Origin of the sequence: Pseudoxanthomonas sp. SL93 (assembly GCF_026625825.1) — a bacterium.
GTDB lineage: Bacteria > Pseudomonadota > Gammaproteobacteria > Xanthomonadales > Xanthomonadaceae > Pseudoxanthomonas_A.
The window spans coordinates 2,447,143-2,472,425 of record NZ_CP113065.1 but is presented as its reverse complement, the minus strand read 5'-3'; the positions used below and the strand labels follow the sequence as shown (position 1 = coordinate 2,472,425).

Annotated in this window: 27 protein-coding genes, 1 tRNA gene and 1 riboswitch; of the genes, 12 read left to right on the top strand and 16 right to left on the bottom strand. The window is 64.8% G+C overall.

Features of this window, described 5'->3' with window-relative positions:
* Positions 1 to 7: 7 nt before the first annotated feature.
* Positions 8 to 1,225: a site-specific integrase gene (locus OVA13_RS11765; protein ID WP_267790667.1), complete on the bottom strand. Its 1,218-nt coding sequence runs from the start codon at positions 1,223 to 1,225 to the stop codon at positions 8 to 10.
* 383 nt (positions 1,226 to 1,608) lie between these two features.
* On the opposite strand from OVA13_RS11765, the gene OVA13_RS11760 reads away from it, so the two are divergent.
* Positions 1,609 to 2,352, top strand: a complete 744-nt coding sequence (locus tag OVA13_RS11760) for a DNA-methyltransferase (protein ID WP_267790666.1) — start codon at positions 1,609 to 1,611, stop codon at positions 2,350 to 2,352.
* Here the strand turns inward: OVA13_RS11760 and OVA13_RS11755 are convergent.
* Positions 2,341 to 3,099, bottom strand: a complete 759-nt coding sequence (locus OVA13_RS11755) for a ScaI family restriction endonuclease (RefSeq protein ID WP_267790665.1) — start codon at positions 3,097 to 3,099, stop codon at positions 2,341 to 2,343. The genes OVA13_RS11760 and OVA13_RS11755 overlap by 12 nt on opposite strands.
* 448 nt (positions 3,100 to 3,547) lie before the next feature.
* A complete protein-coding gene (locus OVA13_RS11750) occupies positions 3,548 to 3,703 on the bottom strand; it encodes a hypothetical protein (RefSeq protein WP_267790664.1) in 156 nt (51 codons plus the stop codon).
* Between the two features lie 130 nt (positions 3,704 to 3,833).
* Positions 3,834 to 4,054: riboswitch (cobalamin riboswitch) on the bottom strand.
* 260 nt (positions 4,055 to 4,314) lie between these two features.
* Here OVA13_RS11750 and OVA13_RS11745 point away from each other — a divergent pair.
* Both OVA13_RS11745 and OVA13_RS11740 read left to right on the top strand, forming a co-directional pair.
* A complete protein-coding gene (locus OVA13_RS11745; RefSeq protein WP_267790663.1) occupies positions 4,315 to 5,190 on the top strand; it encodes a restriction endonuclease in 876 nt (291 codons plus the stop codon).
* Between the two features lie 177 nt (positions 5,191 to 5,367).
* Positions 5,368 to 6,459, top strand: coding sequence for a hypothetical protein (locus OVA13_RS11740; RefSeq protein WP_267790662.1), 1,092 nt, complete (start codon positions 5,368 to 5,370; stop codon positions 6,457 to 6,459).
* 191 nt (positions 6,460 to 6,650) lie between these two features.
* Here the strand turns inward: OVA13_RS11740 and OVA13_RS11735 are convergent.
* Positions 6,651 to 6,727 (bottom strand) — tRNA-Met (locus OVA13_RS11735).
* A 116-nt stretch (positions 6,728 to 6,843) separates the two neighbouring features.
* Here OVA13_RS11735 and OVA13_RS11730 point away from each other — a divergent pair.
* The 3 genes from OVA13_RS11730 (at position 6,844) to bfr (ending at position 8,314) form a co-directional block, all read left to right on the top strand.
* Positions 6,844 to 7,443, top strand: coding sequence for an RNA pyrophosphohydrolase (locus tag OVA13_RS11730; protein WP_324288206.1), 600 nt, complete (start codon positions 6,844 to 6,846; stop codon positions 7,441 to 7,443).
* 67 nt (positions 7,444 to 7,510) lie between these two features.
* A complete protein-coding gene (locus OVA13_RS11725; protein WP_267790661.1) occupies positions 7,511 to 7,720 on the top strand; it encodes a (2Fe-2S)-binding protein in 210 nt (69 codons plus the stop codon).
* Positions 7,721 to 7,834: 114 nt separating this feature from the next.
* Complete coding sequence (bfr, locus tag OVA13_RS11720) at positions 7,835 to 8,314, top strand: bacterioferritin (protein ID WP_267790660.1); 480 nt, start codon at positions 7,835 to 7,837, stop codon at positions 8,312 to 8,314.
* Here bfr and OVA13_RS11715 read toward each other — a convergent pair.
* The 3 genes from OVA13_RS11715 to OVA13_RS11705 all read right to left on the bottom strand — a co-directional run bounded on the left by OVA13_RS11715 (position 8,278) and on the right by OVA13_RS11705 (position 13,378).
* Entirely contained in the window at positions 8,278 to 10,752 is a 2,475-nt protein-coding gene (locus OVA13_RS11715; RefSeq protein ID WP_267790659.1) for an ATP-binding protein, read from the bottom strand. The genes bfr and OVA13_RS11715 overlap by 37 nt on opposite strands.
* A gap of 29 nt (positions 10,753 to 10,781) precedes the next feature.
* Positions 10,782 to 12,686: an EAL domain-containing protein gene (locus tag OVA13_RS11710; RefSeq protein WP_267790658.1), complete on the bottom strand. Its 1,905-nt coding sequence runs from the start codon at positions 12,684 to 12,686 to the stop codon at positions 10,782 to 10,784.
* Positions 12,687 to 12,769: 83 nt separating this feature from the next.
* A complete protein-coding gene (locus tag OVA13_RS11705; protein WP_267790657.1) occupies positions 12,770 to 13,378 on the bottom strand; it encodes a DUF4126 domain-containing protein in 609 nt (202 codons plus the stop codon).
* Between the two features lie 99 nt (positions 13,379 to 13,477).
* Here OVA13_RS11705 and OVA13_RS11700 point away from each other — a divergent pair, with 99 nt between their 5' ends.
* The 6 genes from OVA13_RS11700 (at position 13,478) to OVA13_RS11675 (ending at position 17,759) form a co-directional block, all read left to right on the top strand.
* A complete protein-coding gene (locus tag OVA13_RS11700) occupies positions 13,478 to 14,209 on the top strand; it encodes a DUF6776 family protein (RefSeq protein WP_267790656.1) in 732 nt (243 codons plus the stop codon).
* A 1-nt stretch (position 14,210) separates the two neighbouring features.
* On the top strand, positions 14,211 to 14,630 hold the full coding sequence (locus tag OVA13_RS11695; RefSeq protein ID WP_267790655.1) for a bactofilin family protein: 420 nt from the start codon (positions 14,211 to 14,213) through the stop codon (positions 14,628 to 14,630).
* Between the two features lie 60 nt (positions 14,631 to 14,690).
* On the top strand, positions 14,691 to 15,416 hold the full coding sequence (locus tag OVA13_RS11690) for a DUF6776 family protein (RefSeq protein ID WP_267790654.1): 726 nt from the start codon (positions 14,691 to 14,693) through the stop codon (positions 15,414 to 15,416).
* Positions 15,417 to 15,465: 49 nt separating this feature from the next.
* Positions 15,466 to 15,852, top strand: coding sequence for an iron-sulfur cluster insertion protein ErpA (erpA, locus tag OVA13_RS11685; RefSeq protein WP_267790653.1), 387 nt, complete (start codon positions 15,466 to 15,468; stop codon positions 15,850 to 15,852).
* A gap of 20 nt (positions 15,853 to 15,872) precedes the next feature.
* Complete coding sequence (gene nudC / locus OVA13_RS11680; RefSeq protein WP_267790652.1) at positions 15,873 to 16,796, top strand: NAD(+) diphosphatase; 924 nt, start codon at positions 15,873 to 15,875, stop codon at positions 16,794 to 16,796.
* A gap of 72 nt (positions 16,797 to 16,868) precedes the next feature.
* Complete coding sequence (locus tag OVA13_RS11675; protein ID WP_267790651.1) at positions 16,869 to 17,759, top strand: hypothetical protein; 891 nt, start codon at positions 16,869 to 16,871, stop codon at positions 17,757 to 17,759.
* Positions 17,760 to 17,821: 62 nt separating this feature from the next.
* On the opposite strand, the gene OVA13_RS11670 is transcribed toward OVA13_RS11675, so the two are convergent.
* The 9 genes from OVA13_RS11670 to fis all read right to left on the bottom strand — a co-directional run bounded on the left by OVA13_RS11670 (position 17,822) and on the right by fis (position 25,225).
* Positions 17,822 to 18,091 (bottom strand): CD225/dispanin family protein, encoded by a 270-nt coding sequence (locus tag OVA13_RS11670; protein ID WP_267790650.1) that lies wholly within the window; start codon positions 18,089 to 18,091, stop codon positions 17,822 to 17,824.
* A gap of 85 nt (positions 18,092 to 18,176) precedes the next feature.
* Positions 18,177 to 18,542 (bottom strand): DUF2752 domain-containing protein, encoded by a 366-nt coding sequence (locus OVA13_RS11665; protein WP_267793517.1) that lies wholly within the window; start codon positions 18,540 to 18,542, stop codon positions 18,177 to 18,179.
* A gap of 44 nt (positions 18,543 to 18,586) precedes the next feature.
* Complete coding sequence (locus tag OVA13_RS11660) at positions 18,587 to 18,916, bottom strand: CD225/dispanin family protein (RefSeq protein ID WP_267790649.1); 330 nt, start codon at positions 18,914 to 18,916, stop codon at positions 18,587 to 18,589.
* Positions 18,917 to 18,999: 83 nt separating this feature from the next.
* Positions 19,000 to 19,299 carry a CD225/dispanin family protein gene (locus OVA13_RS11655; protein ID WP_267790648.1) on the bottom strand — a complete coding sequence of 100 codons (300 nt, stop codon included), beginning with the start codon at positions 19,297 to 19,299 and terminating at the stop codon, positions 19,000 to 19,002.
* A gap of 111 nt (positions 19,300 to 19,410) precedes the next feature.
* A complete protein-coding gene (locus OVA13_RS11650; RefSeq protein WP_267790647.1) occupies positions 19,411 to 21,306 on the bottom strand; it encodes an MFS transporter in 1,896 nt (631 codons plus the stop codon).
* 54 nt (positions 21,307 to 21,360) lie between these two features.
* On the bottom strand, positions 21,361 to 22,647 hold the full coding sequence (gene purD / locus OVA13_RS11645) for a phosphoribosylamine--glycine ligase (protein WP_267790646.1): 1,287 nt from the start codon (positions 22,645 to 22,647) through the stop codon (positions 21,361 to 21,363).
* Between the two features lie 79 nt (positions 22,648 to 22,726).
* A complete protein-coding gene (locus tag OVA13_RS11640; protein ID WP_267790645.1) occupies positions 22,727 to 23,239 on the bottom strand; it encodes a GNAT family N-acetyltransferase in 513 nt (170 codons plus the stop codon).
* 8 nt (positions 23,240 to 23,247) lie between these two features.
* Complete coding sequence (gene purH / locus OVA13_RS11635) at positions 23,248 to 24,834, bottom strand: bifunctional phosphoribosylaminoimidazolecarboxamide formyltransferase/IMP cyclohydrolase (protein ID WP_267790644.1); 1,587 nt, start codon at positions 24,832 to 24,834, stop codon at positions 23,248 to 23,250.
* Between the two features lie 115 nt (positions 24,835 to 24,949).
* Positions 24,950 to 25,225 (bottom strand): DNA-binding transcriptional regulator Fis, encoded by a 276-nt coding sequence (gene fis / locus OVA13_RS11630; RefSeq protein WP_267790643.1) that lies wholly within the window; start codon positions 25,223 to 25,225, stop codon positions 24,950 to 24,952.
* Positions 25,226 to 25,283 lie beyond the last annotated feature (58 nt).

Here is a 25,283-nt window from a genome sequence, read left to right as displayed (position 1 = left end):
ACGAGGGTCAGGCAGCTAACTTTTCCACTGCCGATGCCAAGTGCTCCGGTGCCAAGTGGGCATATCGAAGGGTCATCGTCAGGTCTGCATGACCCAGCAGTTCCCTGACCGTGTTCAAGTCCACGCCAGCCATGACCAGCTTGCTTGCAAAGTGATGGCGCAAGTCGTGGAAACGGAATCCCGTGATCTTCGCTTCCACCAGCAGCTTTTCCCACGACGATTTCATGCCGGTGATGCCAAACACGCTACCGGTACCCGCTGACTGTGAAGCCCATCGACCCAGCACCATCATGGCTTCAGCGTTCAGGGGGACATGACGCTGCTTGCCCGACTTGGCGTGCTCGGGTCGGACGGTCAGCATCCGGGCCTGCATGTTGATGTCCGACCAGTCCAGCGACAGCAGTTCGCCCTTACGAAGCCCCGTGTTCATCGCCAGCAGCACGACCGGGGTCAGATGATCGGCATAGGCACCCTCTGGCACCACGGGAAACAGCGGCCGCTTCCGGGCTGCTCGCCACTCATTGGCCGACCTGCGCGCTGCAGCGTGTTCCAGGTCGCGCGCTGTAAGGGTTTCGCGCAGGCGCTGCTCCTCGGCTGGGCTGAGGAACCGCACCACACTCCGAGGCTTGGCCGCCTTCATGCGCAGCTGCTGGATAGGGTTTTGCTCCAACATCCCCCACTTCACGGCCTTGGCGATCACGGCCCGGAAGCTGGCAAGGTCCCGCCAAGCGGTCGCCTTGGTAATGAGACCCTCCCGGTCGGGACGGGCCTTGGTCTGGAGGCGCTCCATCCACCAGCGCTCGACCCAGGCCGAACTGATATCGGACATGGGCATGTCGAGTGCGGCCGGGAAGACCCGCTTCAGGCGATTGATGTACTTTTCGGCCCCTTTTAGTTCGCTGCGCGCCCACGGGCCGTAATGATCGCGCAGGAACTCAGCGAGGCTGATCTTCGGGGCGGCGGGCTTGGCGATGCTGGGCAGCCCGGTCTGGATGTACTCCGCAATGATCTTCCGGGCAATCTCGCGGGCATCGTCGAGGGTCAGGTGCCCAGCAGACCCCAGCGTACGACGCTTCCCGTGCTCCCAGGTGACGACCCAGGCTTTATGCCCACTGGGCTGCACCCGAAGCAGTAGACCGCGTACCTGCGTGTCCCTGAGCTCGTACGCGCGATCCTTGGGCTGGGCTGTCGCGACGAGACGCTTGGTGAGGGTGGTGACTGACATCCGGGCGGCTTCCTTGGTTGGCGTAAGCCAACGATAGGAAGGGCCGGAGGTTCATGATTGGATGCGGATCGTCCTCAAAATCTCGCCCAAAGAGACTGGCATGTCGCAACCTGGGCAGTGTCGCTTCAATCGACTGAGCGGGGGGCGGTCTACTCCCCGGGCGGCGCCCGGTCGAACTCGCTACAATTCTCACGCCCTACTAACCTCTACTCATCGTCACTCCACAACAGATGAAGCATCTTCGAAATAGGCTCGAGTCTCCCCAACGTCTTGAATTGAAGGAGGCGCCTCGCCAGAAGTTCGAAGATATTGTCAACTTGCTGGGTAAACCAAGAGCGCGAGGTAACCGTTTCGCGATATTCAAAGGCGATTGTCTAGACTTGATGAGTCGATTGCCTTCGGGATGTATCGACCTCTCTTTCACCAGCCCTCCTTACAACATAGGAAAGGAGTACGAGTCAGTTCTTCCTCTAGCGGACTATTTGGACTGGTGTGAGAAGTGGATCTCTGAGCTGCATCGGTTGAGTGGTCCCGAGGGCGCGTTTGTCTTGAACGTGGGGTACGTCTCTGTGGCTGGGCGCGCGCGATCCATCCCTATTCCATACTTGCTGTGGGATCGAATCCCATTCTTCCTCCAGCAGGAGATCGTCTGGAACTACGGCGCAGGCGTGGCTGCCAAGAAAGTGCTTTCGCCGAGGAATGAGAAGTTGTTGTGGTACGTCAAGGATGAAGGGAAGTATTGCTTCAACCTGGACGATATTCGCGACCCCAACGTGGCGTACCCAAATCAAAAGAAGAATGGAAAATTGCGCTGCAATACGCTCGGAAAGAATCCATCGGACGTTTGGCAAATAGCTAAGGTGACCTCAGGAAGGGGTCGTGCTTCAAAGGAGCGGACGCCGCATCCTGCACAGTTTCCGACCGATCTTTGTCAGCGCGTATTGAGGGGATTCTCGAATGTCGATGCGCTGGTTCTAGATCCTTTCTTGGGCTCTGGTTCGTCTGCAGACGCAGCCGTGAGGAACAGCAGGTTCGCAATTGGCTTCGAAATTAGAGGGGACTATTGCGATGTTGCGGCTGAGCGACTTCATGCTGCAGAACTGCAAGTTTCCTCACTACTGATATAAGTCTTTGTAATAATCCCTCGCATCCTTTTGCAGTGCTTGCAAGCGCCCGCGCAGTTCGCCCTGGTGCCTCAGTAGATCGAGAACCGTCTGGATCTTGAGTTCCTGCAGCTCCTTCATGAGTTTTTCGCCTACCCCCTTTAGTAGTCTCGCAGGTGCGGCGAGCTGATAGGGGCCTGGGATAGCTACGAGCTTGTGCTTGTATACGTCAGCCCCGAGTCCTGCCATTTGCCCGGTTGAGGCGCGCTGGGAAACCCAGTCGGATGCGTCGATCCAGCCAAAACGGACAAGCGTAAGAGTCTGGCCAAAGAAGTTGATGGTGATGTAGTAGCCCGACTTATCTTTCTTCTTAGCCGCTTCGTTCTCAAGCTCCTGCCCATAGCTTCGATTTCCGTATATTGAGAAGCCCGGCTGACCGGAAGTCTTGAGCTCGATAGAAAACGAGTCGTCTGGCAGGTGGTGTAGATCCTTTTGCGAGCCTTTCCCCAGGGTCCATTTGTCGGGGTAGCGCGTGGCTAACTCTTTCGCGAACAGCCGTTCGAAGAACGCACCGACTACGGTTGCGGGCGGCTCGATTTCTGCCAACGCGAACCCTCCAGCCACATCGCCAACGCGAGTCTGCCAGACGCGTGCCCATGCGATCTGGACGATTTCCAGTATCTCCGTCGGCGAAAGCGGATGGGCCGCTATGAGGTGTCTAGTAGTTTCCTGCCACTTGCTAGCATCGATGCCTTGATATGGAGATGCCACTTCCTGCCCCTCGTCTTGGACGACGAGGATTGTGGGGTGGAGGGAAGCGGACGTCCATCCATTGACAGTCAGGCTCCCCCGATCTCATTGGGGCCAAGTGTGGGGGAAGGGGGGGGGGGGGGGGCTCAGGCGCCCCTGCTGCGGCTCGTTCAGCAAGCCGGCCTCTCCCGACCCCAAGCCGCCCTACGGCTGCACCATCCCATCCGCCTCAGGTCACGCCCAACAAAAAACTCACCTCGCGGTGGGCATTTTCATTTCGTGTTGATTCCGCACGGGAATCTGGCGGCTACGGGTGGACTCGAACCATATCGACCTCGTGGACTCGAAACGTAGCGTTTCCGGAACTCTCAACGTCCCGCGGAGCCAGCACTGTAACGGGGCATGTAGCACCTGCCGTTGCCTGACGGCAAACGAAGCGCGTTGGGTCGCTTGGTCCGAAGGTGGTCAGTCACCACCATCGCGCAACCCAGACAACGGCAGAGATTCCAATCATCGACGCGAGGACTAGCACGGCATTTGCCAGCGTTTTACCTGCCCGATCTGCGCCGCGGGCGCTCATCGCGCCGTAGACGTGCAACTTGCTTCGAGTATTGTCAGTTTTCATGGGTCCGTTCCTGCGAACGCACGCCCACTCGCCCTAGAAAGTGGGATACAGACTGGGTGCTGTCGCGGGAAATGAAAACCAACAGAAAGCCCCGCGACCGGCACATAGCCAGCCGACCACCCCACCATGTGCTTTGAATGGGGCCGTCGGCAGGTCTTCGGACTCATGGGCGCGGAAGGCGTGGCCTTCCTCCTAACCCGCCGCTTCCCGAGGCCTGGCCTCAGTGCTGTGTGGCGGGGTCGTTCCCAATTACCGCTGCGGGGCAGTGACGGAATAGGCCCGAAGGCCGCACCGGCTTCCCTTTTCATCCGGAGGTTAGCCACCCCCGGAACCGACAAGTCGAAGATAGTGGGGGTTTTTGGAAAGGTCAACACTAAATGTTGTGTGGAACACTAGGTATAGATTTGCTGCGGGTTTCACGGGCGGGGAGATAATCCGAGGCATAAAGAGTCGAGCTGAAATTCAGCCGTCGAGGGGCGTCCCGCGCTGATCTGGCTATTTCCCGATGAGTGGACTACTTGGTTTCATAAGCGCACGGCATCCCCTCATAAGGCGGCTGGTACGACTCGCCGCAAGCCGACATCATGGTCATGTCAAGGACAGGGGGTTGCATGTCGATCATCAAGGCATCTGAGATGCGCGTCATTGATCGTGTTCTGGGTATGGAGTCGGGCTATGTCCTGAACTTCTCCGACAGGACTATCGCTGAATTCTTCTTGGATGAGCTGAACATAGATTTCAACGATGAACGCTTCGCTACAAACGGAACATCCAAGGCGAAGCGACTGCGCACTTTCCTGCAGACCGTAGATAAGGGAACGGCCGCACGCACTCTTCGACAACTTCTCAAGTATCGCGTCAGCATGTACCAACTTTCCGGTCAGGCAGACGATCTTCCGAATGCAGATGGAATGCTGTTGGAGGTAGTTGCGAGGCTCGAGGGAAAAATGGCTGGCGATGATGGAGGCCGGGTGCCATCTCCCGCATCAGTGCCGGTGCCCATAGAGGCGCTTAAGTCGGCACTTATTGCATTGCATGACCTAGCGCCACAGCCTCGTGGCTATGCCTTTGAGAAGTTCACTACAGACTTCTTCCAGGCATACGGGCTCCAGCCGAACAGCCCCTTCAGGCTGGTAGGTGAGCAGATAGATGGAAGTTTCAAGTTCGATGGCGAGTTCTATCTACTAGAGGCCAAGTGGCAGGGGCCGCGAACGCCGGCTGCTGACTTGCGCAACTTCCACGGAAAAGTACAAGAGAAAGCCTCCTGGGCTCGTGGGCTGTTTATCAGCAACAGTGGATTTAGCGACGAAGGACTGCATGCGTTTGGGCGTGCCAAGAGCATCATCTGCATGGATGGCTATGATGTTTGGACTATGCTCAACAATCGGTTGCCTCTGCCGGAGGTTTTGGATCGGAAAGTGCGGCATGCAGCGGAGCGCGGCGAGGTCTTTTGCTCGGTTGCAGATCTCTTCGGGATCAAGTCGTGACGCATGTTATTGTCGTGCTATTCGCTTTCTTACGTCCTGTGAAAGAGATTGCGAAGCCTCTTCATCTTTCGTTGGTCGAGGGGAGCTAAAGTGAAGTCATCGACACTGCATTCGCTCGTTACGGCCAGAGCTCTATACGACGAGTCATCGCGGCTGATCTCGGCAGGCGATCGGCATATGTCCACCGCAGGGCTGATAATTCTGCAGGATGCGCTCGAGATTATTTTTCTGGCCTTACTTATCGAGCTCGATGTTGATGAGCAGAAGGTTTTGGATTCGAAGAGCTTCGATGAGCTAATTGGCGAGCTTGGGAAGACAGGTCATAGGGTTATAAAGTCTGGAACTTTGAAGGCAATGAATAAGCAGCGCGTCATCTGCAAGCACTATGGCCAGCTGGCCGAGCCAATAACTGTTAAAACGTATGCCGAAGCTGCATCTGTCGCTGTTGAGGAAGTGGTGCGAAGTGTTCTTGGCAAGGGGTACCAGGAGGTCTTTCTCGTCGATCTGTTGCACGATGGTGAAGCAAAGAGTCTGCTCATTGACGCCTCACGCATGCTTGACGAAGAGCGCTGGTTTGATGCCTTGGTCGCGGTAAGAAAATCGGTCTTCGTCGAGATAGAGATCGATTACAGCATTCACAAATGGATTGATGCTAGTGACGAACTCGATCTTGCATTCTGGATGTTCACAAGATCTGGGCACAAAGCACATTCATGGAAGAGGAATCGGGTCTGGATTGAGGAGAACGTCCGAACCCCATTCGACTACATACAAGTTGATCATGAGAAGCTCCGCCTTGACGCGATGGAGTGGGGTGTCAATACGGCTGAGTTGCAGAATCTTTTTCGGCTAACACCGCAAGTGTTTCGGCCAGATGCGGATTCGCCATGGCAACTTTCTTATGAGCTCGATTTCCCACCCAATGAAGCTACAGCTAGTAACGCGCGATACTGTCTTGATCGTGCGATATCGGTCCTACTTAGAAAGCAGCAACATCACACTGCAAGGCGCTTCCCGCGCAAGGAGGTGCAGTTCGATCCTCCCCCCGTTTATCTGGATGCGCCGGTCTACTCAAAAGCGCGACAGGATTCCGAAGTGGTGCATCGAATTTCGGAAGAGTTCGTCTACACGGTGACCGCTCGCGTATCGGGATTTGATCCTGGAGAGGACTACTATCGAATTAGCGGTCACATTCCCAAGAAAGGGGAATTGGGGGGAGGGGCCGATTGGGTCGCCGGCTACCTACTCATCCAGCCGCGAGGAGATTGAAAGGCGGGCACTCGTCGGAGGTGAAGCGCGGGGACATCGCGCCTGATAAGCCGCCCTGAAGCCGGATGTGCTTTGTTCGCCAGTCTTGAAAGGGGAGCTGAAGGCTGCTCCACGTCCTTCAAGACGTGCCAGCTAGACACTCTAAAAAACCAAAAACCCCATGAAAATCATGGGGTTTCGTTTCCGCGGTGTGGTGGCTATGGGTGGACTCGAACCACCGACCCCAGCATTATGAGTGCTGTGCTCTAACCGGCTGAGCTACATAGCCGCGTGAACCGCGTATTCTTCATTTCCGACCCCTGCCTGTCAACCGGGGCGGCCGCGCTTGTGGCCCGGGGCGGGCCATGGCAGAGTCGGTGACAGTAGATTTATGGAGTCCGCATCGTGATCGATCCGGACGGCTACCGACCCAATGTCGGTATCGTGTTGATGCGCCCGGATGGCCGGGTCTTCTGGGCGCGCCGCGTGCGCCGGGATGGCTGGCAGTTCCCGCAGGGCGGCATGAACACGGACGAGACACCGGTCGAGGCCATGTACCGCGAGTTGCGCGAAGAAACCGGCCTGATGCCCGAACATGTCGAAGTTCTGGGTGTCACGCCCGGGTGGCTGCGCTATCGGCTGCCGCCCCGGGCCATCCGCCGCAACGAACGCCAGGTATGCATCGGACAGAAGCAGGTCTGGTTCCTGCTGCGCCTGGTCGGCGATGAAGCCCACCTGCGGCTGGACGTGACCGAGACCCCCGAGTTCGACCACTGGCGCTGGGTCGACTTCTGGTACCCCCTGGAACACGTGGTGCTGTTCAAGCGTGGCGTCTATTCCAGTGCCCTGCGGCACCTCGCCTCGTTTGCCCGCGCCGTCGCAGGACCCCAGGCGGTGCCCGCGCCGCTTCCCGACCTGCGGGTCCAGGAGCCCCAGCGTAGCCGCCGGGGGAGGCACCGGTCGGCCCGCAAGCGGGGTTCAGGCAGCGAGCCTGCGAAGAATTGACAATCATTCTCATTCACGATTGAATGGGCACGGGCCGCCAAGTGCCTGCCGACAACCCTCCGCCACCGTGTACGTCTGCATCTGCAACGGCGTGACCGAACGCCAGATCCGCGAAGCCGCCGCCAATGGATGCCGCACCGTGGCCGAACTGACCATGCGTACCGGCTGTGGCGCGACCTGCGGGACCTGCCTGGACACGGCGATCGCCGTGCTGGACAGCGTGCATGGCGAGCGCGAGCCACTGTTCCCCATCGTCAGCCTGTCGCACGCAGCCTGATCCCGCACCGGCCGTTCGTCGGCCACAATCCATGGATGAACACGATTCGCGTTCCGCCACCGGCGGCGCGAAGTCGCTAACCTTCGCCCATTCTTCCCCCGACGGAGCATGGCCATGAAAGGCGACGCCAAGGTCATCGAGTACCTCAACAAGGCGCTCTACAACGAACTGACCGCCATCAACCAGTACTTCCTGCACGCCAAGATGCTGAAGAACTGGGGCTTCAACGAACTCGCCAAGCACGAGTACGAGGAATCCATCGACGAGATGAAGCACGCGGACAAGTTGTCCGAGCGCATCCTGTTCCTCGATGGCCTGCCGAACTTCCAGGCGCTGGGCAAACTGCGCATCGGTGAGGCGCCCCGCGAGATCCTGGAATGCGACCTGGCGCTCGAGCAGGAAGCCGTGCCGTTGCTGCGCGAAGCGATCAAGCATTGCGAAACGGTGGCCGACTACGTCAGCCGGAAGCTGTTCGCCGACATCCTGGATTCGGAAGAAGAACACATCGACTGGCTGGAGACCCAGCTGTCGCTCATCGACCGCATCGGCGAGCCGAACTACCTGCTGACGAAGCTGGAAGGCGACGCCGACTGAGCCGCGATCTGGGTCGCCAACGGGCGGCCCAGCTGCTGCGCGGCGTAGCCCTGCAGCGCCATGCGCGCGCGTGCGTATTCGGCGATGACCAGCGCGACCGCCACCGCAGGACGCTCCAGCTTGCGCGCGCGCGCGCCCAGTTCGACGCGCTTGGCGGCGGCGGACAGCGCCATCGCGCCGACATTGGCGCTGGAGGATTTCAGCGTGTGCGCGGCATCGCGCATCGCATCCAGGTCGGGCACGGCAGCGGCTTTCTCCAGCGTGCCGATCAGGCGCGGCGCATCTTCCAGGAACACGGCGATGATGCGCGCGGTTTCGTCGCCGGCGATCTCGCGCAGTTCTTCCAGCATGGTCTGGTCAAGCACCGGGAAGCTAGGTGCCGGCGCACGCGCCGTGGCAACCGGGGGAGCGACGACCACGGGCTCTTCGGCCGGCGCCAGCGCCGCATTGCGCAGGACGAAGTTCATCCGGTCCGGCAGCCAGCGGTGCAGGCAGCTTTCCAGTTGTTCGCGCGATACCGGCTTGGCCAGGTAGTCGTCCATGCCTGCATCCAGGCAACGCTGGCGGTCGCCCGCCATCGCGTTGGCGGTCATCGCCACGATGGGAAGGCGATGGGACGGATCGCGTTGCAGTTCATGCTCGCGCCAGCGCCGCGTGGCGGCGTAGCCATCCAGCACCGGCATCTGGCAATCCATCAGCACCAGGTCGAAATTCTCCGCCTGCATGCGCTTCAGGGCGATGTCGCCGTTGGCGGCGGTCTCACAGCTGAAACCCAGGGCGGACAGCAGCTTCTGCGCCACCAGCAGGTTGACCGGGTTGTCTTCCACCAGCAGCAACTTGGGTGCGGTGCGCATGGCGCTGACCACCGGTGATTCGGGGAGGGGTGCGCCCGTGTCGCTGGCGTCCTGGAGCGGCAGGGCGGCAGCAGGCGGAACGATGGCGAGTGGCGCGAGCGCGGGCTGCTCCGCCGGTGCGGGCGGAAGCGCGGCCTGCGGATTGGGGAAGATCTCTTCCAGGGTGGGCAGGTCTTCGCTGCTTTCCGCTTCCGGCGTGGCGCCGGTCAGCGCCGCGCGCAGATCCGCATCGGGTGCCTGTCGCGACAGCAGCGTGCTGCGCGGGTGCAGTTCCGTTGGTACGGCCTCGTCGCCGTACAGCCAAATCAGGCGCAGCGTGTCCGGCAGCGGTCGGCGCGCAAGCGCGCGATGCAGCGCGAGCGCGGTGCTGCGGATGCCGGCGGCATCGGCCAGCACGGCGATGAAATCCTGCTGGCCCTGTTCGACGACCAGGCGCAGGCGATCCAGCGCTTCCTGCGTGGTTTCCACGCCCACTGGCTGCATGCCCCAGTTGGTGGCCAGCAGCGACAGGCGCTGGCGGAGCCGGGCATCGGGCGAGACGATCAGCACGCGGCCGTGGTCGAGCAGGCCGTTGTCGCGCTGGCGCAGGTCGCCGATCACCTTCATCAGCGGCACTTCGAACCAGAAGGTCGAGCCGCGGCCGACTTCCGAGACCACGTCGATGCGCCCGCCCATCAGGTCCACGATGCGCCGGCAGATCGCCAAGCCCAGTCCGGTGCCGCCGTACAGGCGGGTGGTGGAGGCGTCAGCCTGGCTGAAGGAATGGAACAGCCGGGTGCGCGCTTCTTCCTCGATGCCGATGCCGGTATCGCGGACTTCCAGCCGCAACAGGTGCTGTGCCGCGGTTTCGCCCAGCCGGCGTACCACAACCGTCACCGAGCCGCGGTCGGTGAACTTGATGGCGTTGCCCACCAGGTTGGTCAGCACCTGGCGCAGGCGCACCGGGTCGCCGCGCACCGGCAGGCGCACGGCCGGGTCCAGCTGCAGGCTGAGGCGCAGGCCCTTGTTCTCGGCCGGGCGATACATCAGCTGCAGCACGCCATCGAGCAGTTCGCGCAGGTTGAAGCCGGTGATTTCCAGCTCCAGCTTGTTCGCTTCCAGCTTGGAGTAATCGAGGATGTCGTCGACGATGCGCAGCAGCTGGTGCGAGGAGGCGCTGGCGGTGTTGAGCATCTCGCGCTGGTCCGGCGCGAGCGGCGCGCGCGACAGCATTTCCAGCATAGGCACGATGCCGTTGAGCGGGGTGCGGATCTCGTGGCTCATCGTGGCCAGGAATTCACCCTTGGCCATCGCGGCGGATTCGGCCGCCTGCTTGGCGCGCATCAGGTCCTGTTCCAGGCGATCGTGGCGCTGCAGGTCGCGCTGCAGGGTGTCGCGTTCGGATTCGGCCATCGCCGCGCGGGCCTGCACGCCGGCGAAGCGATGGGCTTGCTGGCGCGACTGCACGGCGGCGACCAGTGCAGCCACCACACCGGCAGCCATCGCGACCGCGGCCACGAGCGGCCATGGGCCGACGATGCCCGCCAACGACAACGCGACCGCGCCCAGCGCGGCCACCGCCAGGGCCATGACAACCCAAGGCATCACCGGCGCACGTCCGGCAGCGGGCATGGTTACAGCACCGCGTTGTGGAAGTCGAAGCCGAGCTCGCTGCCGACCGCCTGCACCAGATTGCCCTGGATGAAGTCGACGCCGCCCATCCACATGGCCGCCGCCGCCTGCGGATCTTCGATCTGCTGGCCGATCACCTGCAGGCCCTGGCGATGCGCGTGGTCGATGACGCTACGCAACTGGTCACGCAAGGTGGGATCCGCATGCGCGCCGGCGAACTTGCTGGATACCCGCACGAAGCCCAGCGGCAACTGGGTCAGCAGTGCATCGGCTTCCGCGCCGGGTTCGAACTGGCTGAGGCAGAACTGCACCCCGGCCGGCATCAGCTGCTGGCAGAACTGGCGCAGCGTGACCGTGTGGATCAGCGCGTCCGCCAAGCGCAGGTCGATGACCAGCGACGTGCCTTCGATGCCGCGCGCACGCAGGGCATCGAGCAGCCACTGGGCATGCGATTCGCGCGCCAGCGAGCGCGGGGACTGGGAAACGAAGAGGCGCAGCGACGGCCCCTGGGCCTGCCGGTCGGCCAGCACGAACAGGGCATGTTCCAGCACCCAGTGGTCGATCTGGGCAATGCCGCCGGCCAGTTCGGCAGCCGGGATCACCTGCGAGGCCGGCAGCAATGAACCATCGGGCTGGCGCATGCGCAGCAGCACCTGATACTGCGCCTGGTCGCTGCCGGCAACGGCCACGATGGGCTGGTAGGCAAGTTCGAACTGGCCGTCTTCCAGCGAGATGCGCGGCGCATCGTCGTCGGCCTGCGCGGGCACGTAGGCCGCCAGGCTGTCGGCCTTCAGGCGCGCCTGCAGCACGGCGCGTTCGATGGCTTCCAGCGCGCTGCCGGCATCGGCGAAGCCAAGCGACAGCGCGGTGTAGCCCACCGACCCGCGGAGCTTGAGGACTTCCTCGGCGCGGGCCTGGAAGTCATGGCCGGCCAGGCCGTCACGCAGTTGCTGTGCCAGCGCGACCAGGGTGTCTTCGTCCACGCTGTCGGCCAGCATCAGGAAGCTGTTGTCGTTCAACCGGGCCACCGGATGCGGCGACGCGGCGGCGGCCAACTGGCGCCCTGCCTGGTTCATGAGGTGCTCGAACACCGCATACCCGTAGCGTTCGCGCAGGCTCAGGGCGCTGTTGACCTCGATGAAGAACAGGCCGCCTTGCGCCTGCCGTTGCAGCGTGTCGGTCAGCTGCTGCAGCACGAACGTGCGCGTCGGCAGGCCGGTGTCGCTGTTGACGGCCGCACGCGGTGCCTGTGCCTGGTGTCGCTGGCGCGCACGCTGGATGCGGTTGGACACGGCCGCGATCAGGTGGCGCGGACGGATCGGTTTGTTGAGGAAATCGTCGGCCCCGCTTTCCAGCACTTCGAACTGGCGTTCCGGGTCCGGGTCGCCGGTCAGGAACACGATGGGCAGGTGCAGGTACTCCGGCTGCTGCCGCAGCAGCATGGTCAGCGACATGCCGTCCTGCCCGGGCATGTGCAGGTCCATCAGGACCAGGTCGGGGCGGAAGCGGCGCAGCGTGTCCAGCACGCCGTCGGCCTGCATCTGCACTTCGGCCTGCATGCCCGCGCCGTGCAGCACGCTCTGCGCGAACAGGGCCTGGCCGCGGTCGTCTTCGACGATCAGTACACGGTACGGCGCGTCGACGGCCAGGGGTTCGGGCGGCGGGGCGCTGCCCGTGCCCACGCTTGCCACCGGCGCGGCAGGGGTGGAAGCGGCGGGAGCGGCTTGTTCGGGCCTGGGTGGGGTGGCGGTCATTTCGATGGGCTTCCCGGGGGCGGGCTCTTCCGGATCCGTGGTGGAGGCATCGCCCACCCAGCGACGCCAGTAATGCGCCGGCGGGGTTTCGGCCCGCAGGCGCGGACGCGAAGGCTCATCCTGCATACGGGATGTGGAATCAATGCCGGACATCAGGCTTCCCCAAGCTGAGACCCATTATGCGATGAAGTTCACGGGTATGGGCAGTTTCATGATCCCCGATGCACGACCGGGTGTCACAGGCCGGAAGTCGGGGGCAGGGGGTGGGTTTCGGCCGGCGCGGGCTGCAGCATGCGCTTCAACCCACGGGAGACCTTGCGCCACACCCACCAGACGGTCAGTGCCACCGCCACGATGAACAACGCAATCCAGGGGTAGCTGAAGGCCAGCGACAGGCCGCCCACCACCACGGCGTCCTCGGCGACGGATGCGGTCCAGTTGCTGACGGGCTCCGGGGAGGTGTTCATCAGGGCGCGCGAGCCGCTCTTCAGCAGGTGGCTGGTCAGGGCCACGCCGGCACCGGCGGCCAGCGCACCCCCGCCGAGCTGTCCGTCGGGCGAAAGCGTCGCCGCGGCCAGGAAAGCCCCCGCGGGCACGCGGGCCAGGGTCTGCAGCAGGTCCCAGCCGGAGTCCACGCCGGGAATCTTGTCGGCGAAGAACTCGGTCGCCGCCAGCGCACCGGAAGTGCCCAGCACCCACCAGGACTCGGTGACCTGCAGTGCGGGTGGCAGGTCCAGCCAGCCGAGCGCGCCGGCCAAGCCCAGTCCGAATACCGTGAGGTAGACACGGATCCCGGCCATCCATGCCAACAAGATCCCAATTACGAAAAGATGTGCTTCGGACATGCCGGCGATTCCCTTTAGACTCAACGGCCCTGTTGACCCGGCGAGTATAGGCGCGCTTTCTGGCTGCTGGCTGAGCAGTCCGCGCGTCACCTGTCCGCAATGCCCACCTACACGCCGTCCCGCTTCCAGATCGTCCCGCGGCAGTCGTCCCGCCGGGTCGGACTGTGGTGCGTGCTGGGGGTGGCATGGGCGGTGACCGTGGCGGCGGCCTGGTTCTGGGCCAGCCGCACGGCCGCGCCGCGCCTGGTGCAGGTCGATGCCCGGCTGCAGCAGACCGAAGCCGCCCTGAAGCAGGCGCGCAGCCAGCTGGCATCGCTTCAGCAGCGCGAATCCACCCTGGCCCGTTCGGACCAGATCAGCCGCGCCGCCAACAGTGAAGTCCAGGCCACGCTTGCCGAGCGCGACGAGGAGATCGCCGGCCTGCGCGCCGACGTCGCCTTCTACGAGCGTCTGGTCGGCGCCACCAGTCCGCGCAAGGGACTGAACGTGCACGTGGCCGAGTTCGAACCCGAGTCCGGCGGTACCTGGCGTTACAAGATCACGCTGACCCAGAACCTCAACCGCGCCGCCATCAGCCAGGGCCAGATGCGCTTCAGCGTGGAAGGCGTGCGCAGCGGCAAGCTGGCCACGGTGGCCTGGGACGAGCTGCACCAGCAGCGTGCCGCACCGGGGCAGGGTTATTCCTTTCGTTATTTCCAGCAGTTGGACGGCAACGTGATGCTGCCGGCCGGTTTCACCCCGCAGCGCGTCAAGGTGTCGCTGAATGGTGAGGACGTGGCCGTGGAGCAGGCGTTCGACTGGAAGACCGCCACAGCCGCAGGAGGCAAGTGACATGTTCAAGCCCAAGCCCATCCGTCCCGACGTGGGCGCCATCGATACCCTGATCGGGCCCCAGGTCACCCTGCATGGCGACCTGGTCTTCAGTGGCGGCCTGTATGTGGAAGGTCGCATCCACGGCAAGGTGATCGCGGAAGACGGCGCGCGCGCCGTGGTGACGCTGGCCGAGCAGGGCAGCATCGAGGGCGAGATCCGCGCGCCGGTGGTGGTCATCAACGGCCGCATGACCGGCGATGTCTATGCGGACGAGCGCATCGAACTGGCCGCCAAGGCCCGGGTGCACGGCAACCTGCACTACAAGGTGGTGGAAATGAGCGCGGGCGCCCAGCTGACCGGGCGATTGATCCATGCCGATGCCGTCCTGCAGGCGGGCGAGGCCGCGCTGCCGGAAGCCTGGGTCGCTGCCGAGGCCTGACGAACCGCAAGGCGCCTGCCGTTCAGAGGCGCCTTAGACCTGCCGCGCTATGCTGCGGCGATGGATACCCTGCCGCCCCGACCGACCGTGCCGGCCCCCGCGCTGGCGCGGCCCCTGCTGTTGGCGGGCCTGGTGGTGGCCGTGCTGGCGCTGGGCGGCTGGGGCCTGTGGCGGGCGCTCGCGGGCGGCACCGGTGACGGCCCCACGGCGGCCGACATGCGGGCGCAGCAGCAGCGCATCGATGAGCTCGAACAGCGCAACGCCACCCTTGCCCGCTCGGACCAGATCAGCCGCGATGCGAACCGCGACCTGCAGGCGACCCTTTCCGAGCGGGACGAGGAAATCGCCGGCCTGCGTGCCGATGTCGCCTTCTACGAACGCTTCGTCGGCGCCACCGCGCAGCGGCGCGGCCTGGCCGTGCACGAACTGACCCTGCAGCCCCAGGATGCCCAGGCCTGGCATTTCACCGCCACGCTCACCCAGAACCTCAATCGCGGCGCGGTGAATGCCGGCCGCCTGCTGGTGTCGGTGGAAGGCACGCGCGATGGAAAGCTGCAGCGCCTGGGATGGTCCGACCTGCGCCAGCAGCCCAACGCGCCCGGCGTGGCGTACTCGTTCAAGTATTTCCAGCAGGTGGAAGGTGATCTTTTCCTGCCGGAAGGTTTCAAGCCGGTGCGCGTCATCGCGCGCGTCGTGCCGCAGAACGGAGCCGCCGTGGAACAGTCGTTCCCGTGGGCGGAAGCGGCCGGCAAGGACGGTGCCGGCGAGGGCGCTGCGGGGCCTTGACCGGTCGCGCCGGCTTGAACTGGCTGCCCGCAACCCCCATCCTTTCGCCATGACTACCGTCGTTTCCCTGCCCACCGCGCCGGCCGTGCCGGACTACCAGTCCATCGACCGACCGTTGAACTTCACCCATTCGGCCGCCGCCAAGGTGCGCGAGCTGATCCAGGAAGAAGGCAACGCGGCACTGGCGCTGCGCGTGTATATCCAGGGCGGTGGCTGCTCGGGGTTCCAGTACGGCTTCGAGTTCGACGAGAACCGTGCCGAGGACGACCTGTCCGTCGATACCGACGGCGTGTCGCTGCTGGTCGATCCCTTGAGCCTGCAGTACCTGATGGGTGCGGAAGTGGATTACAGCGAGAGCCTGCAGGGCGCGCAGTTCGTCATCCGCAATCCCAACGCCAAGACCACCTGCGGCTGCGGCAGCAGTTTCAGCATGTAAGCCCGTACCTGCCGCGCTCCGTGACAGGTTCTCCTCCGCCCTCGACGGCATTGACCGGATTCGCCTTTGCGGGCGACACGCTCGATCGCGCCGATGCGCTGCGCGATGATGCCGAAGCACTCGCGCGCCTGTGGCCGGAGGCGCGGGTGATGGTGCTGGACGCCGAAGGACGCGCGCTGAGCGATGCGCAAGGCCGCCTGGATGCACCGACCGGCGCCGTGGTCGGGGGTGGCCCGGGCACGAGCATTTTCCTGGGACTGAAGGACGGCACGGCCTGGTTCGCCGCGCAATCGGAACACGTGGCGTGGCAGGCGGCCTCGCAGGTCGACCTGCGCCGTGCGGCCGCTGTGTGGCCGGCCTTCGAGTCGGGCTTGTTCGCGATGGCGCGTGCGCTGCTCCATTGGCAGACATCCACGCGCTTCTGCAGTGCCTGCGGCGGCGCCATCACTTTCCGGCGCGCGGGCTACACCGCGCACTGCACGCAATGCGGCCGCGACCACTATCCACGCGTGGATCCCGCGGTGATCGTGGCGGTCACCGATGGCGAGCGCCTGCTGCTGGGTCGCCAGGCGTCATGGCCGGCGCGTCGTTATTCCGTGGTTGCCGGTTTCGTCGAGCCGGGCGAAACCCTCGAGCAGACCGTCGTCCGCGAAGTCCGCGAGGAAACGCAGGTGCGCGTGCGTCATTGCCGCTACCTTGCCGCGCAGCCGTGGCCCTTCCCGGGGGCATTGATGCTGGGCTTCGCCGCCGAGGCCGAACCTGACGAGCCGCAGGTGGATGGCGAGCTCGAGGACGCGCGCTGGTTCACGTTCGAGGAGATCAGTGCCGCACTCGCGCGTGATGCGCATGACGATGGCGAAGGCGTGCTGCTGTCACCTTCGATTTCCATCGCACGTTCGCTGATCGTGCACTGGCATGCCGACATGCGGGCGCGCCGCGCGTGACGATGGCGCGACCGCCATCCCGACCCTGCATTAACGCGTCCGCGCGCTAGAATCCGCCACGGAGGAGTCCGCATGTCGATTACGTTGGTGGCCGTCGTGGTGGCGCTGGTGCTGGGACATGTGGCACCGGTGCTTGTCACGTCCGCGCGCCAGTACGCATGGTATGGCGCATGGCTCGGCTGGCTGGGCGAGCGGCAGGGCGAGGGCAGTTTCTGGCACAGCCGCCATGGCATCGTGTTTGCGTTGTTGCCCGTGCTCGTGCCGGTCGCGATCCTGCAATGGCTGCTGGATGGGCCTGTCTTCGGCCTGGTGGGATTGCTGTTCGACATTGCCGTGCTGGTCTATGCCTGGGGCCCGCGCGATCTGGACGTGGATGTCGAGGCCATCATCGATGCGCCCGACACGCAGGCGCGCCGGACCGCGATCGCACGCCTGGGCCTGGGCCCCGATGCGGCGATCGATGGACCCGCGCTGGTCGAAGCGGTGTTCCGCAACGCGCTGCGGCGCTGGTTCGGCGTGCTGTTCTGGTTCCTGCTGCTAGGCCCGGTGGGTGCATTGCTTTACCGCCTGGTGGCGCTGTCCAGCGAAGGCGATTACGCCATCGCACTGCCCCACGACACGCGACTGGGCGCACGCACGCTGCATGCCATCCTCGACTGGCCCGTCGCGCAACTGATGACGCTGGCGATGGCGCTGGTGGGCAACTTCGATACGGTCTTCACGGCCTGGCGCGAGGCACGCGGTGATCGCCTGCAGGCGGACGTGGACTTCCTGGGTCACGCGGCCCGCGCGAGCGTGAAGTGCGAACTGGCCGAAGAGGCTGAAGAGTATGCCGAAGAGGGCATGGTGCAGACGATGCGCGACCTGCCGGAACTGCGCGATGCGATGAGCCTGGTCTGGCGCATCCTGCTGCTGTGGTTGGCCTTGCTGGCGGTGTTCGTGATCGGTGGCTGGGTCAGCTGAGGCCCGCGTCGCCGCAAAAAGGAAAGGCCCGCGATCGCGGGCCTTTCTGCATCCGGCACCCGTTACTGCGAGAGCGCGGCCATGCCGCCCATCGCGAAGATGAAGATGATGTACAGCACGGCCAGCGAGACGCCGGCGATGGCGGACCACATGGCCCACTTCTTCGCCTTGTCGGACGATTCCTGGGCGCCGGCCACGTCGCCGGCGGCCAGCTTGCCGTTGACCTGCGCGGCGAACACGATGGAGACGATGCCCAGCGGCAGGCAGCAGAACAGGGTGGACAGGATGGCCCAGACCAGATGATTGGGTACGTAGTTGGAAGACGTGTTCATGCGTTCTTGCTCCGTGGGTGGTGAAACGTGGGTCGAATGAAAGTGTCGCGGTGAGACGGGAGCAGGAATGTGGCGGCGCGCGCGGTCAGCCCGGCGCCAGCCACGAGAAAGGCGGCCACGGCAGATTGCGTGCCACCCAGTACGCAGGCAACAGCACCAGCCAGAACTTCGGTGCCAGCAGCACCCGCATCAGCGGCTCCAGGCTGCGCGGCCGCCAGCCCTGCGAATGGGCGACCATCATCGGCATGACGGGCAACAGCAGCACGGCCAGCGGGTTCATCGAGAACGCACGCATCACGTCGCCATGCACCAGGGCATGCAAGGCGCGGGTGAGCCCGCAGCCCACGCAGTGGAAACCGGTCAGCGCACGGAACATGCAGGCAGGGAAACGGCTGTCGGCGGCGTTCGGGTCGAAGTTCCACAACAGCCAGACACCGACGGAAGCCGCCATCGCGGCTGCCGCCAGGGTCAGGTAGTGCAAGGGACGCAGGGCGGTCACTGGACCTGTTGCATCTGCTGCATCATCTCCACGTACTGCTCCATGCCGCCGGTGGCGAAGATCGCGATGTTCAGCAGCAGGCCGATGATGGCGAACGCGGTGGCAACCCAGCACCAGATCTTGGCGTTGGCCGATGCGCGGCGCGCGCCTTCCACGTCACCCTGGTTGAGCTTGCTGTTGACCTGCGCGGAGAACACGATGGCCACGATGCCGATCAGGCCCAACGGGCAGCACAGGCAGGTCGCCAGCACCGTCGAGATGATCGACCACGCCAGGTAGTTGGGAATGGAACCGTGCGTATCGGGCAGCGGCGGGACAGTGCTCATGGGAATCTCCAGGGGTTGGGATCAGCGGCAGGGGTGTCGCATCAGTCTAGCGGAGGCCCGCCGACGCGGGCCGGGAACGCATCTCAGCCGTTCAAGCCGCCCAGCATGCTGACGCCGCCGAGCACGAACACGAACAGCAGGTACAGCGTGATCGGGATCAGCGCGCAGCCGGCGGAAATCATCGCCCACAGCTTGGCCTTGCGGGAGGATTCCTGCGCGCCGGCGATGTCGCCCGCCATGCGCTTGCCGTCGACCTGCGCGGCGAACACGATGGAGACGATGCCGAACGGCAGGCAGCAGAACAGCGTGGACAGGATCGCCCAGACCAGATGGTTGGGGATGTAGGGTGCGGACTGCGGAGGCAGCGGCGGCATGGCATTCATGTCGTTATCCAGAAGGCAGGAACAGGCGTGGACGTCCGCCGCTGGCGGTGAAGCAATGGCTAAGGCGATCCCCGCCGATAGCCTAACCGAGCCCGCGCGATGGCGGAAGCGTCAGGCGGCGTCACCCCGCAGCGCCCGCACCTTCGCTTCCAGCAGCTCCGCCGTTGCCTGCGTGCCGTCCATCGGCTCGCCGGCCATCACTTCCACGTGTGCGCGGAAGCGCCGCGGCACGCGCATGCGGCCCATGCGGCTGTCGCGGTGGCTCCACATGCTGGTCCACATGCCCTTCAGCGCCATCGGCACCACGGGCACGGGTCGGCGCGCCAGGATCTTCTCCACGCCCGACTTGAACGCTGCGATGTCACCGTCCTTCGTCAATGCGCCCTCCGGGAAGATGCCCACGATCTCGCCGTTCGCCAGCGCAGCGTCGATCTCGTCGAAGGCGCGCTGCATCAGTTCCGGATTCTCCCTGGCGCCGGCGATCGGGATGGCCCTGGCCGTGCGGAAGATCCAGCTCATCACCGGGATGTTGAAGATCCTGTAATACATGACGAAGCGCACCGGGCGCGGGATCGTCGCCGCCAGGATCAGCGCGTCCATGTAGCTGACATGGTTACAGACCAGCAGCGCCGGGCCCTCGTCGGGCACATGCTTCTCGATGCCATGCAGGCGCAGCCGGTACAACCCGCGCACCAGCACCCAGCTGAGGAAGCGCATCAGGAATTCGGGCACGATGGTGAAGATCCAGACCGCGACCAGCGCATTGGCGACGGCCAGGGCGAGGAAGATCTGCGGACCGGTCAATCCCAGGGCGTGAAGGCCCAGGCCGACCAGCGCGGCCAGCACGATGAAGCCCGAGTTCTGGATGTTCAGCGCGGCGAACACGCGTGCCATCTGCGCGTTGTCCGTGCGGCTCTGGATCAGCGCGAACAGCGGCACCACGAAGATGCCCGCGAACATGCCGATGCCGACCAGGTCGATCATGATCCGCACGCTGCCGGCCTGGCTCACGAAGCCGGCGATGTCCAGGCCGGTGGCCGGTGCGGCACCGGAGCGTGCGAAGTACAGGTCCAGCAGGAACGCGCTCATGCCGAACGCGCCGATGGGCACCAGGCCGATTTCGACCGTGCGGCCTGAAAGCTTCTCGCACAGCAGCGAACCCACGCCGGTGCCGATGGAGAACAGCGCCAGCGCGAACACGTACAGCGTGGACGACCCGTCCGCCGCGCCCAGGTGCAGCTTGGCGTAGGCCGGCAGCTGCGAGGTCAGCAGGGTGCCGAAGAACCAGAACCAGGAGACGCCCAGGATGGCGTTGCGCACCGCCAGCTGCTGCTTGGCCATGCGCAGGATGGCGAGCGATTCCGGGATCGGGTTCCAGCGGATCACCAGGTCCGGCGCGCCCGCGTCCATGCGTGGGATCAGGCGCGACATGGCATTGCCCAGCACTGCCAGCAGCACGATGGCGACGGCGGCCGCCTGCGGGCCATGCGCACCGGCCACCTGGAAGATCATGCCGCCGGCGATCATGCCGCACAGGATCGAGATCGACGTGCCCATCTCGACCAGGCCATTGCCGCCGGTGAGTTCCTCGGGCTTCAGGATGGCGGGCAGCACGGAATACTTCACTGGCCCGAACAGGGTGGACTGCACGCCGGTGCAGAACAGCGCGACCAGCAGCAGCGGCATGTTCTGCATCAGGAAGCCGATGGCCGCCAGCGACATGATCACGATCTCCATCGTCGTGGTGATCACGATCAGGCGCTGCTTCTCCAGCTTCTCGGCGAACTGGCCGGCGATGGACGAGAACAGGAAGTAGGGCAGGATGAAGATCGCCGGCGCCAGCGTGGCGTACAGCGAAAGCTCGTCCGTACTTGCACCCAGGAAGATCAGCAGGCCGATGATGGCCTGCCGGTAGACGTTGTCGTTGAAGGCGCCCAGCGCCTGGACGGCGAAGTAGGGCAGGAACCGTCGTTGTTTCAGCAGCGAGAACTGGCTGTGGCTGGACATGCGCCCTCCGTGGGTTGGGCGCAGCCTAGCAGACCCGCGTGTCCGGCAGCGGCGTCAGCCGTTCTCGCGTTCGATGGCGCGCCAGCCGATGTCGGTCCGGTGGAACTCGTTCGCCCAGTGGATCTTCTGCACGCCGGCATAGGCGTTGCGCTGCGCATCGGACACGCTGTCGCCCAGGGCGGCCACGCAGAGCACGCGGCCCCCTGCGCTGACCACCCGGCCCTCCGCGTCCAGCGCGGTACCGGCATGGAATACCTTGGCGCCATTCGCCACGTCGGCCAGCCCGCTGATCACGTCACCGGTGACCGGGGTCTCGGGGTAGGGCGCGGCCGCCATCACCACGCCCAGCGACGGGCGTGCGTCCCAGCGTGCTTCGATGCGATCGAGCCCGCCATCGATCGCGGCTTCCACCAGATTCACCAGATCGGATTGCAGGCGCAGCATGACCGGCTGCGTCTCCGGGTCGCCGAAACGCACGTTGAACTCGATCACCTTGGGCGCGCCGTCGGCATCGATCATCAGTCCCGCATACAGGAATCCGGTGAACGGCATCCCGTCGGCGATCATGCCCTGCACGGTGGGGTTGACCACCTCGCGCATGACCCGCGCATGCACTTCCGGCGTGACCACGGGCGCGGGCGAGTACGCGCCCATGCCGCCCGTGTTGGGGCCGGTATCGCCATCGCCCACGCGCTTGTGGTCCTGGCTGGTCGCCATGGGCAGTGCGGTGGTGCCGTCGACCATCGAGATGAAGCTGGCTTCCTCGCCTTCCAGGAACTCCTCGATGACCACGCGCGCGCCGGCATCGCCAAACGCATTGCCCGACAGCATGTCGCGCACGGCGGCGTTGGCCTCGTCCCGGGTCATCGCCACGATCACGCCCTTGCCGGCGGCCAGGCCGTCGGCCTTGACCACGATGGGCGCGCCCTTCTCCGCGATGTAATCCAGCGCCGGCTGCACCTCGGTGAATACCGCATAGAAGGCGGTGGGAATGCCGTGGCGTGCCAGGAAATCCTTCGCGAACGCCTTACTGCCTTCCAGCTGCGCCGCCGCCGCGGTGGGGCCGAAGATGCGCAGGCCCTCGTTGCGGAAGCGGTCCACCACGCCGGCCACCAGCGGCACTTCCGGACCGACCACCGTCAGCGCGATGCCTTCCGCGCGTACCAGCGCGACCAGGGCGTCGATGTCGGTCACCTTGATGGCGGCATTGCGGCAGCGGGGCTCGGTCGCGGTGCCGGCATTTCCGGGCGCGACGATCACTTCATCCACGCGCGGCGACTGGGCCAGCTTCCACGCCAATGCGTGTTCGCGTCCGCCGGACCCGATGACGAGGACCTTCATGCCTGCTCCCGCTGGATTGCGTCTGTGAAAGCCGGAATTCTACGTGAGTGGCCACCCTGCCGCGATGGCTGCGGGTATCTCAGGATGCAGCGGCAGCGAGCAGGTCGGCCACCTGCAGGGTCACCTGCTTGGCCCCGCCGGCCACGTGCTGGACGCCCACTTCATGGAAACCGAGACGGTCGTGGAAGGCCCGCGAGGCGGGGTTGGGCGGTTGCAGGTTGTATTCGCACGCAGCGACAGGAATGCCCTGCGCGCGTGCAGCCGCAAACAGATCCTCGTAGAGTCGGCGCGCGATGCCCATGCCGGAGAAGCCGGCGTCCACGACGATGCGGTCGATGTAGACGAAGCGCGGATACCGGGTGGCGAACCACTGGTAGTTTTCGTTGCGGTAGTCGACGCCGTCGCGCATGGCCAGCAGGAACGCCACCACCACACCCTCCGCCACCGCCACCTTGTGGTGCGTCGCCAGCGCGTGCAGCAGCGCCAGGCGTCCGGCGTCCATCGCGCTGGTCTGCACCACTTCGCGCTGGTTGAGTTCGACGATGCGGTCGAAATCCGCTTCGACCGCATCCCGCAGCATGATGGATGCCATTGGCGTCCTCAGTGCCGGAAGTGGCGCACGCCGGTGAACACCATGGCGATGCCGTGTTCGTCCGCGGCGGCGATCACTTCGCTGTCGCGCATCGAGCCGCCGGGCTGGATGACGGCCTTGATGCCGGCAGCGGCCGCGGCGTCGATGCCGTCCCGGAACGGGAAGAACGCATCACTCGCCATCACCGACCCTTCGACCACGAGGTTCGCATCCGCGGCCTTGATGCCGGCGATGCGCGCCGAATACACGCGGCTCATCTGACCGGCGCCGACGCCGATGGTGCGATGGTCCTTCGCATAGACGATGGCGTTGGACTTGACGAACTTGGCCACCTTCCACGCGAACAGCAGGTCGGTGAACTGCGCGTCGGTCGGCGCGAGCCTGGTCACCACCTTCAGTTCGTCGCGCGTCACGACCCGGTCGTCGGCGGTCTGCAGCAGCAGGCCGGAGCCGACGCGCTTGGTGTCGATGAAGCCGGGCGAAACCGGCGCCAGCGGAATGCGCAGCACGCGCACATTGGCCTTCTTCGTCGCGTAGTCGAGTGCGGCCGGCTCGTAGTCCGGCGCGATCAGCACCTCGACGAACTGGCGGTCCAGGATCACCTTTGCCGTCGCGGCATCCAGCGTGCGGTTGAAGGCGATGATGCCGCCGAATGCGCTGGTCGGGTCGGTGGCGTAGGCGAGTTCGTAGGCGTCGCCGCAAGCCACGCCCACGGCCACGCCGCAGGGATTGGCGTGCTTGACGATCACGCAGGCCGGCGCGTCGAACTGGCGCACGCATTCCCACGCCGCATCGCTGTCGGCGATGTTGTTGTAGCTGAGTTCCTTGCCCTGCAGCTGCGTGAACGTCGCCAGCGAACCCGGCGCCGGATACAGATCGCGGTAGAACGCGGCCTGCTGGTGCGGGTTCTCGCCGTAGCGCAGGTCCATCACTTTCACGAAACTGCCGTTGGCCTGCGCCGGGAATGCCGTGCGCACCGGCACGTCGCCGGAGGTATCGGTGACGGCCGACAGGTAGCTGCTGATGGCGGCGTCGTACTGCGCCACCCGGTTGAACGCCGCCACCGACAGCGCGAAGCGTGTCTGTGCGGAAAGGGCGCCGCCATTCGCGTCGAGTTCGCGCACGATGCCGTCGTACTGCGACGGGTCCGTGGCCACCGCCACGCGCGCGAAGTTCTTCGCCGCCGAGCGCAGCATCGCAGGACCGCCGATGTCGATGTTCTCCACCGCGTCGGCCAGTGTGCAGTCCGCCTTCGCGGTGACCTGCTCGAACGGATACAGATTGAGCACCAGCAGGTCGATGGCGTCGATGCCGTGCTCGGCCATGACGGCGTCGTCGGTGCCGGCACGGCCCAGCAGGCCGCCGTGGACCATCGGGTGCAGCGTCTTGACGCGGCCGTCCATCATTTCAGGAAACCCGGTGGCCTCGGATACATCGCGCACGGACAGGCCGGCGTCACGCAATGTCCTGGCGGTGCCGCCGGTGGACAACAGTTCGACATCGCGGGCGGACAGGGCACGGGCCAGTTCGAGCAGGCCGGTCTTGTCGGAAACGGACAACAGCGCCCGACGGACGGGCTGGTGATGGGCGGTCATGGGGAGGAGACGATGCGGAACGAAGGCGCGAATTATAGCGCGCTGCGCTCAGGCGCCCGGGTCCGACAGGCGCTCGCGCCGCGAGGTGCGCCGCCGGCGTGTCGCGGGTGACCGCTCAGGCCAGCCCGTAATCCTTCAGTTTCTTGCGCAGCGTGGCGCGGTGGATGCCCAGCATGGCGGCCGCGCGGCTCTGGTTGCCTTCGCAGTGGTTCAGCACTTCCACGAACAGCGGGATTTCCATCTCGCGCAGCACGATCTCGTACACGTCATCGGCTTCACAGCCATCCAGGTCACGCAGGTAGCGGCGAACGGACTGGGCAACGTGCTCGCGCAGTGGCGGACGTGGCGCAGTGCCGCGTGGAGTGTCCTGACGGGTGGAAGCAGCGTTCACACGGTCCCCTGGCGTTGCGGATTCTGGCGCCCGCGTTCTGTTTGTTGGAATTCGGCGG